The sequence below is a fragment of the Micromonospora sp. NPDC047527 genome, from assembly GCF_040643015.1.
Taxonomy (GTDB): Bacteria; Actinomycetota; Actinomycetes; order Mycobacteriales; family Micromonosporaceae; genus Micromonospora.
The window spans coordinates 1-16,612 of the sequence record NZ_JBEYTK010000003.1; the positions used below are offsets into that span (position 1 = coordinate 1).

At 73.0% G+C, this 16,612-nt stretch carries 15 protein-coding genes and 1 pseudogene; 9 read left to right on the forward strand and 7 right to left on the reverse strand.

The window, feature by feature from the left end:
* Positions 1-93: 93 nt before the first annotated feature.
* The 4 genes and pseudogenes from ABZ808_RS13115 to ABZ808_RS13130 form a co-directional block, all read right to left on the reverse strand.
* Positions 94-1,203: pseudogene (locus ABZ808_RS13115) on the reverse strand (lytic polysaccharide monooxygenase); the annotation flags it as partial.
* A 117-nt stretch (positions 1,204-1,320) separates the two neighbouring features.
* The gene (locus ABZ808_RS13120) at positions 1,321-1,776 is read right to left on the reverse strand and encodes a GNAT family N-acetyltransferase (RefSeq protein ID WP_357004894.1); all 456 of its coding nucleotides are present in this window, start codon (positions 1,774-1,776) and stop codon (positions 1,321-1,323) included.
* A gap of 33 nt (positions 1,777-1,809) precedes the next feature.
* The gene (locus ABZ808_RS13125) at positions 1,810-2,754 is read right to left on the reverse strand and encodes a DMT family transporter (RefSeq protein ID WP_357004897.1); all 945 of its coding nucleotides are present in this window, start codon (positions 2,752-2,754) and stop codon (positions 1,810-1,812) included.
* A 180-nt stretch (positions 2,755-2,934) separates the two neighbouring features.
* Positions 2,935-3,195, reverse strand: a complete 261-nt coding sequence (locus ABZ808_RS13130) for a hypothetical protein (protein WP_053653495.1) — start codon at positions 3,193-3,195, stop codon at positions 2,935-2,937.
* Positions 3,196-3,435: 240 nt separating this feature from the next.
* Between ABZ808_RS13130 and ABZ808_RS13135 the strand changes: the two genes are divergently transcribed.
* Positions 3,436-4,179, forward strand: a complete 744-nt coding sequence (locus tag ABZ808_RS13135; RefSeq protein WP_357004900.1) for a lytic polysaccharide monooxygenase — start codon at positions 3,436-3,438, stop codon at positions 4,177-4,179.
* A 62-nt stretch (positions 4,180-4,241) separates the two neighbouring features.
* A complete protein-coding gene (locus tag ABZ808_RS13140; protein ID WP_357004904.1) occupies positions 4,242-4,841 on the forward strand; it encodes a DUF305 domain-containing protein in 600 nt (199 codons plus the stop codon).
* A 152-nt stretch (positions 4,842-4,993) separates the two neighbouring features.
* Here ABZ808_RS13140 and msrB read toward each other — a convergent pair whose 3' ends face one another.
* Positions 4,994-5,398, reverse strand: a complete 405-nt coding sequence (gene msrB, locus ABZ808_RS13145) for a peptide-methionine (R)-S-oxide reductase MsrB (RefSeq protein ID WP_357004907.1) — start codon at positions 5,396-5,398, stop codon at positions 4,994-4,996.
* 47 nt (positions 5,399-5,445) lie between these two features.
* On the opposite strand from msrB, the gene ligD reads away from it, so the two are divergent.
* Together ligD and ABZ808_RS13155 are read left to right on the forward strand one after the other, a co-directional pair.
* Positions 5,446-6,483, forward strand: a complete 1,038-nt coding sequence (gene ligD, locus ABZ808_RS13150; RefSeq protein WP_357004911.1) for a non-homologous end-joining DNA ligase — start codon at positions 5,446-5,448, stop codon at positions 6,481-6,483.
* Positions 6,484-6,604: 121 nt separating this feature from the next.
* Positions 6,605-7,855: a DUF222 domain-containing protein gene (locus ABZ808_RS13155; protein WP_357004914.1), complete on the forward strand. Its 1,251-nt coding sequence runs from the start codon at positions 6,605-6,607 to the stop codon at positions 7,853-7,855.
* Between the two features lie 90 nt (positions 7,856-7,945).
* Here ABZ808_RS13155 and ABZ808_RS13160 read toward each other — a convergent pair whose 3' ends face one another.
* On the reverse strand, positions 7,946-9,028 hold the full coding sequence (locus ABZ808_RS13160) for a hypothetical protein (protein ID WP_357004917.1): 1,083 nt from the start codon (positions 9,026-9,028) through the stop codon (positions 7,946-7,948).
* Positions 9,025-9,591 carry a sigma-70 family RNA polymerase sigma factor gene (locus ABZ808_RS13165; RefSeq protein WP_357004920.1) on the reverse strand — a complete coding sequence of 189 codons (567 nt, stop codon included), beginning with the start codon at positions 9,589-9,591 and terminating at the stop codon, positions 9,025-9,027. Before ABZ808_RS13165 ends, ABZ808_RS13160 begins: the two co-directional genes overlap by 4 nt.
* A 158-nt stretch (positions 9,592-9,749) precedes the next feature.
* Here ABZ808_RS13165 and ABZ808_RS13170 point away from each other — a divergent pair, with 158 nt between their 5' ends.
* From ABZ808_RS13170 to ABZ808_RS13190, 5 genes are all read left to right on the forward strand, one after another.
* Positions 9,750-10,229 carry a DUF2975 domain-containing protein gene (locus tag ABZ808_RS13170; protein WP_357004923.1) on the forward strand — a complete coding sequence of 160 codons (480 nt, stop codon included), beginning with the start codon at positions 9,750-9,752 and terminating at the stop codon, positions 10,227-10,229.
* Positions 10,229-10,435 (forward strand): helix-turn-helix transcriptional regulator, encoded by a 207-nt coding sequence (locus ABZ808_RS13175; protein WP_053653506.1) that lies wholly within the window; start codon positions 10,229-10,231, stop codon positions 10,433-10,435. The genes ABZ808_RS13170 and ABZ808_RS13175 overlap by 1 nt, the downstream gene beginning before the upstream one ends.
* Complete coding sequence (locus ABZ808_RS13180; RefSeq protein ID WP_357004925.1) at positions 10,432-10,587, forward strand: hypothetical protein; 156 nt, start codon at positions 10,432-10,434, stop codon at positions 10,585-10,587. The genes ABZ808_RS13175 and ABZ808_RS13180 overlap by 4 nt, the downstream gene beginning before the upstream one ends.
* A gap of 128 nt (positions 10,588-10,715) precedes the next feature.
* Positions 10,716-13,901 carry an ABC transporter permease gene (locus tag ABZ808_RS13185; protein ID WP_357004928.1) on the forward strand — a complete coding sequence of 1,062 codons (3,186 nt, stop codon included), beginning with the start codon at positions 10,716-10,718 and terminating at the stop codon, positions 13,899-13,901.
* Positions 13,898-16,612 (forward strand): FtsX-like permease family protein, encoded by a 2,715-nt coding sequence (locus tag ABZ808_RS13190; RefSeq protein WP_357004930.1) that lies wholly within the window; start codon positions 13,898-13,900, stop codon positions 16,610-16,612. The genes ABZ808_RS13185 and ABZ808_RS13190 overlap by 4 nt, the downstream gene beginning before the upstream one ends.

Sequence of the window (16,612 nt, forward strand, 5' to 3'; positions counted from 1 at the left end):
GGAGCCGATCGGCGGGTTGCTGCTGGCCAGGCTCACCGTCGAGGTGCTGACGGTGCTGGAGAGCCGCATCAGGGCCAGGTCGTAACGGGTGTAGCTGGTCGTTGTGCAGGAGACCAGCGGAGCGGGGTTGCTGCCGTTCCAGGAGCCGAGCAGCCCGAAGGTGGTGCTCGCTCCGGCAGCGAGGGCGCCGTTGTAGTTGACGTTGCGCGCGGTGACCTGCGTGCCGCTGGTGGTCACGGTGGCGTTCCACGACGACGCGACCTGTTGGCCGTTGCCGTAGTTCCAGTTCACCGACCAGCCCTGGACGGGCGAGCTGCCGGCGGTCACCCGCACCTCAGCCTGGAAGCCGCCGGCCCACTGGCCGGTGACCTGGTAGGACGCCGTGCAGGCTCCGGCCGGCGGGGGCGTGGTGGGCGGGGGAGTGGTCGGCGGCGGAGTCGTGGGCGGAGGAGTGGTCGGCGGCGGCGTGGTGGGCGGCGGGGTCGTCGGCGGCGGGGTCGACGACCCGCCGAAGTCGACGTCGCTGCACAGGTAGTACGACTGGTCCAGGTGACTGGCCTGCCAGATCGTGTAGACGATGTGTCGGCCGCTGCGTCCCGGTGCGCTGACCGGGATCTGGATGGAGACGCCACCGGTGTCCGGGTTCCACTGCGACGCCGGGGTGTTGCCGATCTGACCGGCCAACTCCAGGTCACTCCAGCCGAGCGGCTGGGTGGCCGCGTTGAAGCCCTGCTTGGTCACGTACACCCGGATGTAGTCGGCGCCGTGGCTGGCCTGGTCGAAGAAGCGGAGCCGGAAGTTGTTCGACACCGAGGTGGTCTTCCAGGCGCCGACGGTGTCCATGGCGTTGTAGCGACCGCTCTGGGTGCGCCCGCCGCTGCACAGCTGACCGTTGGGGATGGCGCCCTGGTGGTTGCCGGCCACGCCCTCGCGGAACAGGCCGTTCCAGTTCCACATGGCGTTCGGGTCGGCCTGCCAGGCCTGCCAGCACATCGGGTCCTCGGTGGCCATCCGCGGGTTCTGGAAGTCGCCGCCCCAGCGTTGCCAGCAGCTGTAGCTGCGCGAGGGCGGGTCGACGACCGAGCCGTGCGCGGCGGCGGGCCGGACCAGCATGGTGCTCAGTGCGGTCGTCAGCAGGAGCGTGATGGCTGCCGCGATGGCGAACAACCAGAGCACGCGTCGTGATCGGATGAGAGTGGACATGGAGCCCCCGGGGGGATGAGGTCGGACGACGACACCCGGACTGCCGGGAGTGCCCACTCCCGTGCCTGTTCGCTGGCTCCTGCGACGGCGTTACCCGGCACAATGCCAGGCAAATCGTCAGCGGTCAATGGGTTCGCGTCGCATCGGGGTGTGGGGGATGCCGTCCTCGACGTACTCCGGGCCGCTGACCTCGAAGCCGTGCCGGGCGTAGAACGCGACCAGGTGCGACTGGGCGTCCAGCACGCACGGCCGGTCGCCCACCATCTCCAGCGCCGAGGTCATCAGCCGGCTGGCGTGCCCGCCGCCGCGCGCCGCCGGGGCCGCCACCACCCGACCGATCCGCGCGAGGTCGCCCGGGTCGGTCAGGATCCGCAGGTACGCCAGGGGAGCGTCGCCGTCGGTCAGCCAGAGGTGCCGGGTGCCCGGCTCCACGTCCCGACCGTCGAGTTCCGGGTACGGGCAGTTCTGCTCCACCACGAACACGTCGGTGCGCAGCTTGAGCAGGTCGTGGAAGGTGCGGGCGTCCAGGTCGGCGAAGAAGGCGGTGCGAAGTTCGGTGGTCTGCTGGGGCACGCACCGATGGTAGGCCCCACCGGGCCGGGGCGGTCAGGGCGTCTCCGGGTGGCTGGGGCTGAGGTAGGTGGCGGCCACGGCGGTGAGCAGCAGCACGCCGCCGACGAGCACCGGCAGCGGTAGCGGCTCGTGCAGCAGCGCCACGGCCAGCGCCGCCGCGGTCAACGGTTCGAGCAGGGTCAGCACGGCGGCGACGCTGCCCGGGGTGGTGCGCAGCCCGGCGTAGAACAGCGCGTACGCCACGGCGGTGGTGACGACACCGAGGTGCAGCAGCAGCGCCACCGCGTCGACGCGGGCCGGTACGCCGATGCCGGCGACAAGCGCGAACGGTGCGAGGGTCAGCGCGCCGACGGTGGTGGAGATGGTGGTCAGCGTCATGGGTGCGGTGTGCTGCGACACCTGCCGGCTGATCAGGGTCGTCACCGCGTACCCGAGGCCGGAGCCGGCGGCCGCGAGCAGGCCGAGCAGTGGGGCCGGCGCCGCCGTGGTGGGCTGCGCGGTGGCCATGGTGATCAGGGCGAGGCCGGCCACGGCGGCGACCAGCGTGCCGAGGCGCAGCGGGCCGGGGATCCGGCGGGCGTGCGCCGACTCCCAGGCCGCGGCGAGCACCGGGGCGAGGCCCAGGCTGACCACGGTGGCCACGCTGACCCCGGCCAGCGCCACGGCGGCGAAGTAGAGCGCCTGATAGAGGCCGAGGCCGACGCCGGTGATCACCAGCGGCAGGGGTGCCGCGCGCAGGGCGTCCACCAGCGCGCCGAGCCGGCCGGCGGTGCACGCCAGCAGGACGAGCGCGGCGATCGCCAGGCGGTGGAAGCCGATGCTCACCGGGCTGAGCCCGGTGCTCTCGCGCAGGAGTTGCACCGCCACGCCGGTGGTGCCCCACAGCACTCCGGTGACGGTGATCTGGATCAGGCCGGTGCGGGCCCGGAGGACGGCCGGGGCAGGGGCGGCCGGCGACGCGGTACGGGACGTGGACACGGATGCGCTCCGAAGGGTGAGCCGTTGACGGGGACGACGTCGACGGAGCGCGTACGGCGAAATGGCCGAGCGGGTGGGTCACCCGGTCGGCGTGAGGCGCGGCGCTCCGATCAGGAGCGCGGCGGGGGAAGGACGCCCAGGAAAGGCCGCATGACGACGACCGTACCGCAGCGGGCCGCGTCAGGCCGGGCGGGCGCCGACGGCGTCCCGGATCTCGGCGCCCTCCGTGCGTTCGACGGATCGGGCGCAGTGCCCGCAGCAGAAGAACCGGCCGTTGACCTCGACGCCGTGCCCGACGATCTTGATTTCGCAGTGCTCGCAGATGGGTGCCATGCGGTGAATCGCGCATTCGAACGAGTCGAAGGTGTGCACGTCGCCGCTGACCGTGCGTACCTCGAACGCCATCCAGTAGTCGTTGCCGCAGACCTCGCACGTTGCCATGGAAAACCTCCCGTATCAGGACATGTGCTATCAGGTTGCCCCGGCGCAGAAGGTCGGGTGGGCCGAACGCCGCCGCTCGACCGGTACGGGTGGCGTGTCGGCTCTGGCGTGTCGTCCGTTGGGTCGCCGCGACCCCGACAACAAACTCGCCGACATCGATGGATTTATTGACCAGGCTCTTTACTGTTAACAAAGTTTAAATTACGTTGAGGGGCACCTCACCGAGAAGGAGCTGCCCCGATGCGTCGAAGAATCACCGTCCCGCTGGTGGCGGCGGGTGCTGTCGCCGCCACCCTCACCGTCGCCGCGCCCGCCCAGGCGCACGGCTACGTCTCCGCCCCGCCGAGCCGGCAGGCGCTCTGCGCGCAGGGCCGGGTGCCCGACTGCGGGCAGATCAAGTACGAGCCGCAGAGCGTGGAGGGGCCGAAGGGCCTGCGCAGCTGCAACGCCGGGATCGCCCAGTTCGCCGTCCTCAACGACGACAACCGGGGCTGGCCGGCCACGTCGGTCGGCAGCTCGCTGACCTTCACCTGGGTCAACACCGCCCGGCACGCCACCAGCAACTGGGAGTACTGGATCGGCAACAGCCGGGTCGCCGTGGTCAACGGCAACGGCCAACAGCCGGGCGCCACCGTCTCGCACACCGTCAACCTCGGCGGCTACTCCGGCCGGCAGAAGATCCTCGCGGTGTGGAACATCTCCGACACCGCCAACGCGTTCTACTCCTGCATCGACGTGCAGATCGGCGGCGGCGGCGGGTCCACGCCCACCCCCTCGCCGACCCCCTCGCCCACGCCGCGGCCCACCCCGACCGCCGCGCCGACGACTCCGCCCGCGCCGGGCGGCAGTTGGACGGCCGGCCGGGCGTACCAGGTCGGCGACCAGGTCACCTACGGCGGTCGCACGTACCGCTGCCGGCAGGCGCACACCGCGATCCTCGGCTGGGAGCCGCCGAACGTACCGGCGCTCTGGCTTCAGGTCTGACCGCACGGGCGCGGCCCCGGCCGCGCCCGTGTCGCCGCCCACGCGTGATCGGAGCACCCGCCATGCCTCGCGCGACCCCGCTGGCGCCCTTGGTCGCCGCGCTGCTGCTGGCCGCCGCCTGCGCCGGGCCGTCCGCGTCCCCGTCGGCCGCGCCCGAGCCGGCTCCCGCGGCCCCGGCCGGGTCGGCGGCAGGCGGGCCGTCGACAGCCGGATCGGCCGCCGAAGGCCCGCTGAGCGGCATCGACGTGGTCTTCCTGAACACCATGGTCGGGCACAGCGAACGCACCCTGCAGATCGTCCGGCTGGCGGGCGGCCGCTTGCGCGACGACGCGCTGCGCACCCTGGCCGCCGCCGTCGAGGTGACCGAGGCCGACGAGTTGTCGACCATGCGTGGCTGGCTGCCCACGGCCGGGCCGGGCGCCGGCGTGACCGGGCACGACCACGCCGGGCACGGCGACGACGCCGCGCTCGACCGGCTGCGGGCCGCACCCGACGCCGACGTCGACCGCGTGCTGCGCGAGGTGCTCGCCGACCACCAGCGGGCGGCGGCCGACCTGGCCCGAGCCCAGATCGACGTCGGCCGCAACGAGCAGGTCCGCGACCTGGCCCGGCGGATCGAGCGGTCCCGGACCGCCGAGGTCGAGCTGCTGACCGGGAGCTGACCGGGGTACGCCGCTGGCGCACCTCCCGCCGCGCGGAGGCCGCTCGCCTTCCGGCCTCGCGCGCTGGCTTCGTGCCCTGGCCTCGCGCGCTGGCTTCGTGCCCTGGCCTCGCGCGCTGGCTTCGTGCCCTGGCTTCGCGCGCTGGCCTCAGGTCAGCGGGGTTCCAGCCGGATGGAGACCGAGTTGACGCAGTGCCGGGTGTCCTTCGGGGTGAAGCCCTCGCCGTGGAAGACGTGCCCGAGGTGGCTGTCGCAGCGGGCGCAGCGGATCTCGGTGCGGGCCATGCCGAGGCTGCGGTCCTCGATCTCCTTGACCCGGCCCGGGATGGCGTCGTCGAAGCTCGGCCACCCGCAGTGCGAGTCGAATTTCGTGTCGCTGGCGAAGAGTTCCAGCCCACAGGCGCGGCAGTGGTAGACCCCCTGGGTCTTCGTGTCCACGTACTCGCCGGTCCACGGGCGTTCGGTGCCGGCCTCCCGCAGGACGTGGAACTCCTCGGGGGTCAGCCGGACGCGCCACTCGTCCTCGGTCTGGGGCAGCTCGTTGTCGTCAAGACTCACCCGTCAACGGTACGTCGAACGTCGGGGGTGTGGCATAAGGTCGCGAGATGGCTGGCACCAAGGCAGCGGTCACCGAGGTCGAGGTGGCCGGGCACAGCGTACGGCTGAGCAGTCCAGACCGGGTGATCTTCCCGCAGCGGGGCTTCACCAAGGCGGACGTCTTCCACTACTACCTCGCGGTCGGCGACGGCATCATGCGCGCCCTGCGGGACCGGCCCACCACGCTGCAACGTTTCCCCGAGGGCGTCGAGGGTGAGGCGTTCTTCCAGAAGCGGGTGCCGACCCGGGGCGTCCCGCCCTGGGTCTCCACTGCGGAGATCACCTTCCCGAGCGGCCGGAGCGCGGCGGAACTCCGCCCGGTCGACCTGGCGCACGTGGCCTGGGCGGCGCAGATGGGCACCATCGTGTTCCACCCGTGGCCGGTGCGCGCCGCCGACGTGGACCGCCCCGACGAGCTGCGCATCGACCTGGACCCGCAGCCCGGCACCGACTTCGCCGACGCGGCCCGTGCCGCCGGGGAGGTCCGCGCGCTCCTCGACGAGTTGGGCGCGACCGGCTGGCCGAAGACCTCCGGTGGCCGGGGCGTGCACGTCTACCTGCGCATCCAACCCCGATGGACGTTCACGGAGGTGCGCCGGGCCACCATCGCGCTGGCCCGCGAGGTGGAGCGCCGCCAGCCCGACCTGGTCACCACCGCCTGGTGGAAGGAGGAGCGCGGCAGCCGGGTCTTCGTCGACTACAACCAGATGGCGCGCGACCGCACGATCGCCTGCGCGTACTCGTTGCGGGCCACCGCGCGAGCCACCGTCTCCACCCCGGTCACCTGGGACGAGCTGCCCGACGTCGACCCGGACGACTTCGACCTCCGCAGCGTGCCCGCCCGGCTCGCCGAGCGGGGCGACCCGCACGCCGGCATCGACGACGCCCCGTGGGACATCACCCCGCTCCTGGAGTGGGCCGAGCGGGACGCCGCCGCTGGTCAGGGCGACCTGCCGTACCCTCCCGACCACCCCAAGATGCCCGGCGAGCCCAAGCGGGTCCAGCCCAGCCGCGCCAAGCGCACCCCCGACGACGACAAACCCTGACCTGCGAGCCCACTGGCGGTAGGGCTGTCGGTGTCGCGGCAGCGAGGGGGGGGTCAACGCCCGCACCAAAGCGGTTCCGCATCGCCCGGAAGTTGTCGTACACCTGTTCTAATGTTTGGGTGTGATCGATGAGTTGGCGCGGGCGGAGAGCGCGGTGCGGGCGTGCGCCGACGCCGCTGCCTGGGCCCTGCCCGAGCGTGATCTGATCGCGGCGCTCGATGCCACGCACCGGCTCCAACAGCGGCTGGCGGCGGTGCAGTTGGCCCTCGTTCGGGAGTTGGACGGTCGGGGCACCGCGGTCGCGCAGGGCGCGTCGTCGACGACCGTGTGGTTGCGCCATCGCCTGCGACTCGACGTCGCATCCGCCCGTCGGCTGGTCGGCCTCGCCGCCTCCGTCGACGCCGCCCCGCCGGCCGTGCGGAGCGCCCTCGCGACCGGGGCGGTCACTGTGGAGCAGGCCCGGGTCATCGCCGACACGGCCGCCACGGTGTCGACGTCCGCGGGCCCAGAGGTCGCCGGCAAGGCGGTCGGCGTGCTGGTCGAGTGGGCCGCGCAGTTCGATCCGTCGTTGCTGCGCCGGATGGGGGCGCGGATTCTCGACCACGTCGCACCCGACGTCGCCGATGTCGCCGCGGCGACGGCCCTCGCCGCCGAGGCCGCGCGGGCGGCCCGCGACCGGCACGTCACCATCTCCGAGCAGGCCGGCGGGCGGCTCCGGCTCGCCGGCACCCTCGACGCGGAGGCCGCCGCGCTGCTGCGTGCCGCCATCGACCCGCTGAGCGCGCCCTCCGGCTCCGACGACACCCGCAGCGCGGGGCAGCGCCGCCACGACGCTCTCGCCGACGTGTGCCGGCTCGCCCTGCGCGCCGGCGACCTGCCCGAGAACGGCGGCGACCCCGCCCAGATCGTCGTCACCACCAGCTACGACGGGCTGACCCGGCAACTGCGCGGCGGCACCCTCGACATCGGCGTGCAGCTCACGCCCGACACGGTGCGTCGGCTCGCCTGCGACGCCGCGATCCTTCCCGCCGTGCTCGGCGGCGCCGGGCAGGTCCTCGACGTGGGCCGGCAGCGCCGCCTCATCACCGGCCCGCTGCGGCGTGCCCTGGTGCTGCGGGACGGCGGCTGCGCCTTCCCCGGCTGTGACCGGCCACCCCGTTGGTGCGCCGCCCACCACATCCGCCACTGGGCCGACGGCGGCCCGACCAGCCTCGACAACGCCGTCCTGCTCTGCGGCCACCACCACCGACACGTCCACCAGAGTGACTGGGCGGTCCGGCTCGGCGACGACGGCCATCCCGAGTTCGTGCCGCCGGCCTGGCTCGACCCCGACCAACTCCCGCGCCGCAACCACTACCACCGGCGAACGTGACCGGGGCGCCGAGGATGCGCTGATCCCCGGCGCCCCGCCCCAGATGTCATGCCTGATGCCGCCCGCCCGTCGGCTCTGCCGGCTCCGGCCCTACTCGCAGCCGAGGGAGTCCCGGTACTTGGCCGGCGGTTTGCCGGCGGCCACCTCGTCGGCGGTCTCCCAGAACACCTCCGGCCAGTCTCCCTCGTCGTTCATCTGGCGCAGCACCGTCCACCTGTGGCTGCTGCGCAGCGCGTCACCGGCGCGCCGGAGAGCGTCGTCGTCGCCGGCCTTCTTGGCGCGCAGCCACTCGGCTATCCAGGCGCAGCCGACGCGGCTGGTCACCTTGGCACCGAACTGGTACGCGTCGTTGGCGCCGAGCCCGCCCAACGCGGTGACGTCGAAGCCCGGGGGGAGCGGCACGTCGGCGAGCACCTTGGCGGCCTGCTCGGTCGCCCGTTGCGGCGTCACGATCTCGGCCGGCAGCGCGGCCAACCAGGTTTTGGCGTCGACGCGGACCACGGTGGCGAGGACCTCGTCGAACGCCGCACGCGTCCACGTGCCGCCGGTCCGGAGTTCGACGAAGGAGCCCTCGCGGGGCTTCAGCATGACCGCGAAGTCACCCTCGTTGTACTGGAACCGCTCGGCCGGCCAGCCGTCGACCGTCACCTGCGCCGGCTCGCTGACCCGGAGCCGATCCTCGTGGAAGCTGTCGTACACGTCGGCCGGGTACCAGTTCATCTCCAGTTCCCGATCGTTGTTGCTGAACGTGATCGAACCGTCCTTCTCGGTGAAGCCGTAGACGGAGGTGGCCTTCCAGCCAGGCTGGTCGATCAGCAACCGTGGGTTCTCCTCGGCCGCCTTGAGCACCATGGCCCAGTCGGTGATCGGCTTCGTGTCATCGGAGGTGTCCGCCGGGGTGGAGGGGCGGTCCTCCGGCCGATCCGCGTTCATGATCGAGCCGGTGACGACCACGCCGAGAACGACGGCGGCGACACCCGCGCTGGCGAGGCCGCTCAGCAGCGCGCGGCGTTTCCTCTGGCGTCTGGCCGACGGTTCGGCGACCGGTTCGAGGGTCGGTGTGGACATGATCTCCTCCAGGAGGTTCTGCGCGGCCCCGTCGAGGTGCTGAACGACCTCGGGTCGGTACGGGTCGGCGTCGCGAACCATGCGGTCGAGGTGCGCGTCAGTCATCGGCCCTCCTTCGGGGTGCGTACGGCCAGGACGTCGAATACATGTCCGGGTGGGTCCGCATCGTCACCGACCAGTTGTCGCAGCCGGGCCCGGGCTCGCGACAGCCGGGTACGGGCCGCGGCCGGGCTGATGCGCAGGACGTCGGCGGCCTCGCGCGGCTCCAGGCCCTCCCAGAAGGTCAGCATCAACAACTCCCGGTCCTGCTCACCGAGCCGGGCCAGCGCGGCCCGGACCGTGAGCCGTTCGGGCACCTCGCTGCCCGGGTCGGCGACGATGACGGCCCTGAGCCGTTGACGCAGCCGGTCGCCCAGCCGCCCTCGGCGCAGCCCACTGCGGTGGTGGTTGGCGAGCACCCGCCGGGCCACGCCGTACAGCCACGGCCGTACCTCCGTGTCGGGTGGCATGTGACGGCTGCGCCGCCAGGCGACGAGGAAGGTCTCTGCCACCACGTCGGCCGCGTCCTCGGGCTGCTCGACGCGTCGCATCGCGTACGCCAGCAGCGGCTCGAAGTTGGCCGCGTAGACGCGTCGAAATCGGTCCTCGTGCTCGGTCGTGGAGCTCACGTCTACTCCATGTCCGGTTCGGCGTCGGTCGTGACGGGGACGGCCGGAAAAACTGCCGGGTCGACTCTCGATCCGCCACCCCACGCTATCGGGGCGAGTGCGTGCCGAACATTGCGCGACCGATTGACATTCGATAGGTAGCGAGCGAGGATCGATGCATGGTTGTCGAGCGTCGAGCGGTAGCCGCTCTCCGAGTTTTCCTCGTGGTGCTGTTCGGGGTCCTGATCCCGTTCGAGACACTCTCCCTGCCGGGGCAGTTCGCGCACATGGCGCAGGAGTCGCCGCAGGACGCGTACCTCCGATGGCCGGCGACGGCCGTGGCGGTCTTCTGGGTGCTGTGCGTCCAGGTGGTGATCGTTTGCACCTGGCAATTGCTGAACCTGGTCAAGAAGGACCGCATCTTCACCGAGGCGTCCCTGAAGTGGGTGGACGCGATCGTGTGGGCCATCGCCGCCGCCTGGGTGGTGCTCGTCGCCGTCTTCCTCTACGTCGTGTTGAACGCGGACGATCCCGGCCTGCCGGTCCTGCTGTTCCTGCTGACGGTGGGTGTCACAGTGGCCGGGCTCCTGATGGTGGTGATGCGTGCGCTGCTGCGGCAGGCCACCACGCTGCGGACCGACATGGAAGCGGTGATCTGATGCCCATCATCGTCCGCATCGACGTCGAGTTGGCCAAGCGCAAGATGAGTGTCGGCGAGTTCGCCGAACGGGTCGGGCTCACCCCGGCGAACGTGGCCGTGCTCAAGAACGGTCGCGCCAAGGCCGTTCGCTTCAGCACCTTGGAAGCGATGTGTCGGGTGCTCGACTGCCAGCCCGGTGACCTCCTGGAGTGGGTCGACGAATGACGTACCTCTTCGCCGTCCTCGCCGCCGCGCTCGGGGTTGCCGGCATCGTGCACGGAGAGGCTGACGACTCGCCCGGCCTGCAGTTTCTGGGCGCCGCGCTCGTCGTGGGCGCGGTCGTCTTCGGGGTACGGACGGCCCGGCGCGGCCGGTAGCCCGGCGAATGGGCCGCACGGGCCGAGCCGACTACCCAGAATAACGATCATGTAACGGGCGCGAACCTTTCCCGGTGGATGACCTGTCTTGAAGGTCGTCGGTCCGCCAGGGCCAGGGGAGGCGTCGGATGAAGTTGGTGTGGAGACGGGCCCGCGAGGCGCGAGGTCTGCTAGTTGCCGCGGTGATCGCCGCCTTGGTCGCCGTCGTGCTGGTCACCGGCCTGTCCGACTACAACCGCCGCGCGGTGGACGCCGGGCAGCGGGCGCTGGTGGCCGCGTCGCCGGCCGAGGAGCGCGGCCTGCTGGTCAGCGGCTCCGGCGGGCGCGACGCCGCCGAGTTCGCCACCCGCGACCAGGCGGTGCGGGCCGAGTTCGCCGACGGGCTCGCCGGCGTGCCGGTCACCGTCGCCGTTGCCCGGTACGGCACCGGTCGGGAGTTGACCGGCGACCTCGGGTCCGTGTCCCGCGCCGGCGACGACCCGATCTTCGCGAACCTGGCAACCATGGAGGGCCTGGCCGAGCACGCCGAGCTGACCAGCGGGGCATGGCCCCGGGCCGGCTCGACGCCGGTCCAGGTGAGCCTGCCGGAACGGGTAGCCACGGCACTGGGCCTGACCGCCGGAGCGCGGATCCCGCTGCGGGACCGCGCCACCGAGCGGGCCGGCGAAGTGGTGCTCGCCGGCACCTGGCGGCCCCGTGACGCGACCGAGGCGTACTGGCTGCTGGCTCCCGGAGTGGGTGCGGGCAGCGCCGGCTCGGGGACCTCGTACGGGCCGTTCGTGCTGGACCCGGCCGACTTCGCGGCCACCTTCCCCGGCTCGGTGACGGTCTCCTGGCTGGCCGAACCGGACCTCGGCGGCGTCGACGTCGGCGACCTGCCGGCCGTGCGGGACGCCATGACGGCGGCCGTGACGGCGGTGCCCGAAGCAGCGCAACTGGGCACGTCGGCGCAGTCGATGACCAAGATGGACCTGCTGCTGGACCGGATCGGCCGCGCTGACCTGGTGGGCCGATCCTCGCTGGCCACCCCGCTGCTGCTCATCCTGGTGCTCGGCGGGTACGCGCTGGTGCTGGTCGCCGCGCTGCTGCACGAGGACCGCCGCCCGCAGACCGCGCTGCTGCGCGCCCGTGGCGCCGCCCGCCGACAGTTGGCCGGCCTGGCCGCCCGGGAGGCGACCCTGGTGATCGCCCCGGCAGCCCTGCTCGGGCCGGTGATCGCCGGGGAGGCGCTGCGGTTCGTCCGGCCCGGCGGGTCGGCCGAACTGTCCACGGCCGGCGGCAACACCACCCTGATCTGGGCGGCTGCCGCGGCGACCGCCGCCGGCTGCCTCGTGGCCATGGTCGCGCCCACGCTGCGCGGCGCCGGCACCTACGTGGCCGACATGGCCGCCAGGTCCCGGCCGAACCGGGCGGCGAGCGTCCAGCGGGCCAGCGTCGACCTGGTGCTGGTGGCGCTCGCCCTGATCGCCTGGGTGCAACTGCGCCGGTACGCCTCACCGCTGGCCGGCTCGGACGGCCGGCTCGGGCTCGACCCACTGCTGGTCGCCGCGCCGACGCTCGGCGTGCTGGCCGGTGCCGTGCTGGCGCTGCGGGTGCTCCCGCCGCTCACCCGGTTCGCCGAGCGGTTCGTCGACCGGCGGCCGTGGACGGCCACCATGTTCGGCATGTGGCAGGCCGGCCGGCGTCCACACGCCGGGCCGGTGCTGCTGCTCGCCCTCGCCGTCGGTGGCAGCACCCTCGCCTGGTCCCTGATCAGCACCGGTGAGCGGTCCCAGGTCGAGCAGGCCAGTCACACGGTCGGCGCCGACCTGCGGGTGACCGAGCGGTCCGGTTCCGCCCCGCTGGCCCGAGCCGGTCAGCTCGCCGCGTTGCCGGGCGTGAACCGGGTACTGCCCGCGTGGCGGGACGAGGTACGGGTCGGTCGGCAGGACCTGCCGGTGACCGTGATCGGCGTCGACCCGGCCAGCGCGGCCGGCGTCGTCCGGCTCGACGACCGCCTCAGTGACGTGCCGGTGTCGGACAACTACCAGCGGATGGTCCAGGCCCGGGGCGCCCCTGTCGGAATCGAACTGCCTGCCGGCACCCGCGCGATCACCGGCACGGTCCGCACCCCCGTCGAGGGGTCCGTCCGGTCCCACCAGATCGCGGTGGCGTTGCTGGTCACCAGCGACGACGGGCTCGCCTTCCGGCTGCCGGCCGGCAACGCCCCGAGCAACGGACGGGCCACGCGTTTCACGGCCCAGCTACCGGATGTGGGTGAGGCGCGGCTGAGGCTGGCCGGGTTCGAAGCCGACGGCGGGCCGAGGGCCGGCACCACCTACGGGCTTCAGGTGCAAGGCTTGACGCTGGTCGACGCCGACGGCAAGGCCCGGCCAGCCGAGTTGACCGGCGACTGGGCGACGACCTGGGTCGGAGGGCCGCGCGTGCCGGTCCGATCGGGCGCCGCCGGGCTCGTGGCAAGCCGCGACCTGCTCGACTATCCCGGCGGGGAGCGTGCCTCCCAGGACTCGACCCGGTTCGTCGTCGTACCGGGCGCACCGGCCGCGGCCGTACCGGTGCTGATGACCGCCGGGGTACGCGATGCGCTGAGCCTGCGCGTCGACGACAAATTCACCCTGGACCTCTCCGGCGTGTCAGTGCCGGCGCGACTGGTCGGGGAATTGACCTCCGTGCCGACCACCACCGGAGAGGGCGTGCTGCTCGACCTGCCCGCCGCGGCAGACGCGCTGATCGCCGCTGGCGGGACGATACGTCCGGTGCCGGAGTGGTGGATCGGTGCTGGCGACGCGACAGCCGCCGCACGGGCGGCCAGCGAACTGCCGGGTGTCACCGTGCTCAACCGGGAAGCGGTGATCGAGTCGGCCGCCGACGACCCGTACTGGCAGGGTTCCCGCACCGGGATGCTCGCCGCCGCGCTCGGCGCGGTGCTGCTCGCCCTCGTCGGGCTGATGGTGGACGTGTGGGCAACCGCCCGGCGCCGGCTCGGCGAGTTCGCGGTGCTGCACACCCTCGGCGCGACACCCCGGCTGCTGGCGCGGGCGTTGCTGGCCGAACAGTCCTTCCTGGCCGGCATCGGCGTGGGTGTCGGGCTGCTGCTCGGCGCCGCGGTGGGGGCCACCATGGCCCCCCTGGTCATCCTCACCCCGGCCGCTGGTCGGCCGGTGCCCGCGGCGACGTTCGTGCTGCCCTGGGTGCCGATTGGCCTGACCGCGGTGGGTCTACTGCTGGCGGCGCTCGCCTTCAGCGCGTTCATCGCCACCGGCATCCGCAAGCGGGTGGCGGCGGTGCAGCTGCGAATCGGGGGAGAACGATGAGCGTCGGCGCGGCCGCCCGGCGGGTCCGGGCGTACGGCGGGCAGTTCCTGCTTCTGGCGGTGCTGACCCTGGTGGTCACGCTGCTGGTCAGCGGGGTGCCCCGGCTCGTCAACCGGCTCGCTGAACAGGGTCTGCGGGCGCAGCTGAACAATGAGCTGCCCGCCCGCCGAGACATCTCGTACTCCACTGGCGAGACGCCCTTTAACTCGATCAAGACCGCCACGGGAGCCGCTCGCGAGCGGTTCGACGACCTGGCGGAGCAGATGCCGCCGCAGGTGGGCTCGGCGGTCACCGAGCGCTGGCACAGCGTGGAGATCCCACCGGCCCGGGTGGCCGGCCCGGACCTCGTGGCCGGCAAACTGCTGGTCGACCTGGGCCTGCGGGTCATGCCCGGCATCCAGGACAAGGAGAGCAGCACCCTCGTCGAGGGGGCGTGGCCGAGCGAGACGTACGTTCCCAGCCGGCCGATCGAGGTGGCACTCGATGTCGACGTGGCCGGCAAGCTCAACCTGCGGGCCGGCAGCCAACTGCGCATCGGCCACACCGACGCCAAGGGCAACATCATCGATCCGTCTCCCGTGCTGGTGGCCGGGTTGTTCCGCCCCACCGACCGAGCGAACGGCATGTGGGACGGGCTGCCGCCGGCGCTGCGGATCACCGAACCGATCGGCGATGGCCAGCCGAAGATCGTCGTCGGCATGGTCGCCCAGTCGGTCTTCAACAAGCGGGCCGCGGAGGGTTGGCCGATTCGGTCCGAATGGCGGTACCGACTCGGCGTCGACTCCATCGACGCACGCGACCTGGACCAGTTGATCGACGGCCTACAGACAATGCAGCGCAGCACCCCGTCGGACCTCACCCTGACCCAGGGTTTCGACGTGCCGCTGCGGGCGTTCGCCGCCCAGCTGAACGCCGCCCGGACCCTGCTCGCGGTGATCGCGGCCGGAGTGCTCGCCACCCTGGCCGGGCTGATCGTGCTCGCGGCCACCCTCGCCACCCGCCGACGCCGCGCGGAGTTCGTGCTGCTGCGCGCCCGAGGGGGTGCGGCCACCGCCGGCGCCCGGCGCAGCCTCGCCGAGTCGCTGCTGGTGGTGCCGGTCGCCGCCGCGCTGGGCTGGTGGCTGGGCACCCTGTTCCCCGGTGCCCCGGACTCGACCGCGCCGTATGCCGCCGCGGCGACCGTGCTGGTCACCCTCGCGCTGCCGCTGGCGACGCTGGCCGTGCCGACCGGAGGGGCGGCCCGCCGGGACCTGGTCCGGCTCCGCCCGTCAGCGCGCCGGCTCACCATCGAGGTCTTCCTCCTGCTGCTGGCCGGGCTCGCGGCGGTGCTGCTGCGCCGACGTGGCCTCACCCTCGGCGAGGTGGACCCGCTGCTGGTGTCGGTGCCGGTGCTGCTCGCGATCGCCGCGGCGGTGCTCGCGCTGCGCGCGTACCCCTGGCCTCTGCGGTTGGTCAGCCGGCTCGCCGCGCGGACCCGGGGCAGCGTGACGTTCCTCGGCACCGCGCGGGCCGGCCGCTCCGCAGTGGCAGCCCCGCTGGTCGTCGTGGTGCTGGCGATCGGCACGGCGGCGTTCTGCGCCGTCGTCGCCGCCGGTGTCGACGCGAGCCGGGACCGGGCCGTCGAGCGGATCGTTCCCGGCGACGCGGTGGTCCGGGGCGAACGTTTCGCCCCGGACACCCTCGACGCGCTGAGTGCGCTGCCCGGGGTTCGGGCCGTCACCCGGCTGCTGGACGAGCCGGATCAGCGGCTGGCCACCGACGCACTCGGCACCGACGCGCGGGTCGCTCCGGTGGCGGTGTTGGTGGTGGACAGCTCGGGTCTGAGCGCGGTGAGCCGGGAGTCCGGTGTGGACCTGCCCGTACCGGCCGCCTTGCCGAGCGCCCAGCCCGCTGCGGGACCGCTGCCCGCCATCGTCTCCCCGGCGGTCGCCGCCGACCTGACCCGGGCGGGCCTGGACCGTTCGGCGTTCGTCTCCGTGCAGGGCGAGCGGTACGAGTTCCGGGTCGCCGGTTCGCAGGAGAGCTTCCCGCTGCTGTCGGAGAGCACCAGCCGGTTCGTGATCCTGCCCTGGCAGGCGCTGCCAGCCCGTAACACCGAGCCCGTGCCCACCAGCCTGCTGGTCGCCGGGGACCGGCTCGACGCGGAGGTGTTGCGCCAGGTCGGCGACCAGGGGCAGGACCGCTACCAGCGCGACGGAACGGTGACCGGCCTGCAACGGAACATCGGCGTGACGGTCGACACCCGCGACGGCGTCCGGCGGGACCTCGGCGACGGTGGTGCCAACGGTGTGCTGGCCTTCGGCTTCGCGGCCGGTGCCGCCGGCGGCACCGCGCTCGGGCTGCTCGCCATCGCGTTCACCGTGCTCGCCGGCGCGCGAGCACGCGGTCAGGTGCTGTCCCGGCTGCGGACCCTCGGCCTGTCCCGCCGACAGTGGCGAGGGCTGTTGCTCGTCGAGTTGGCCCCGCTGGTCGGCACGTCGGTGCTGACCGGCGCGCTCGTCGGGGCGGTGCTGCCCCTGCTGCTCAACCCGGTGCTCGGCCTGACCGCGTTCACCGGCGGCGTACCGGTCCGGGTGGCCTTCGAGCCCGGTCTCGTCGTCGCGGTGTTCGCGCTCGGGGCGGTCGCCCTCGGCTTCGCGGTCGTCGTCGAAGCCCTGAACAACCGCCGGCTGCGCCTCGGTGAGGTGCTCCGGCTCGGAGAGGAGAGCTGA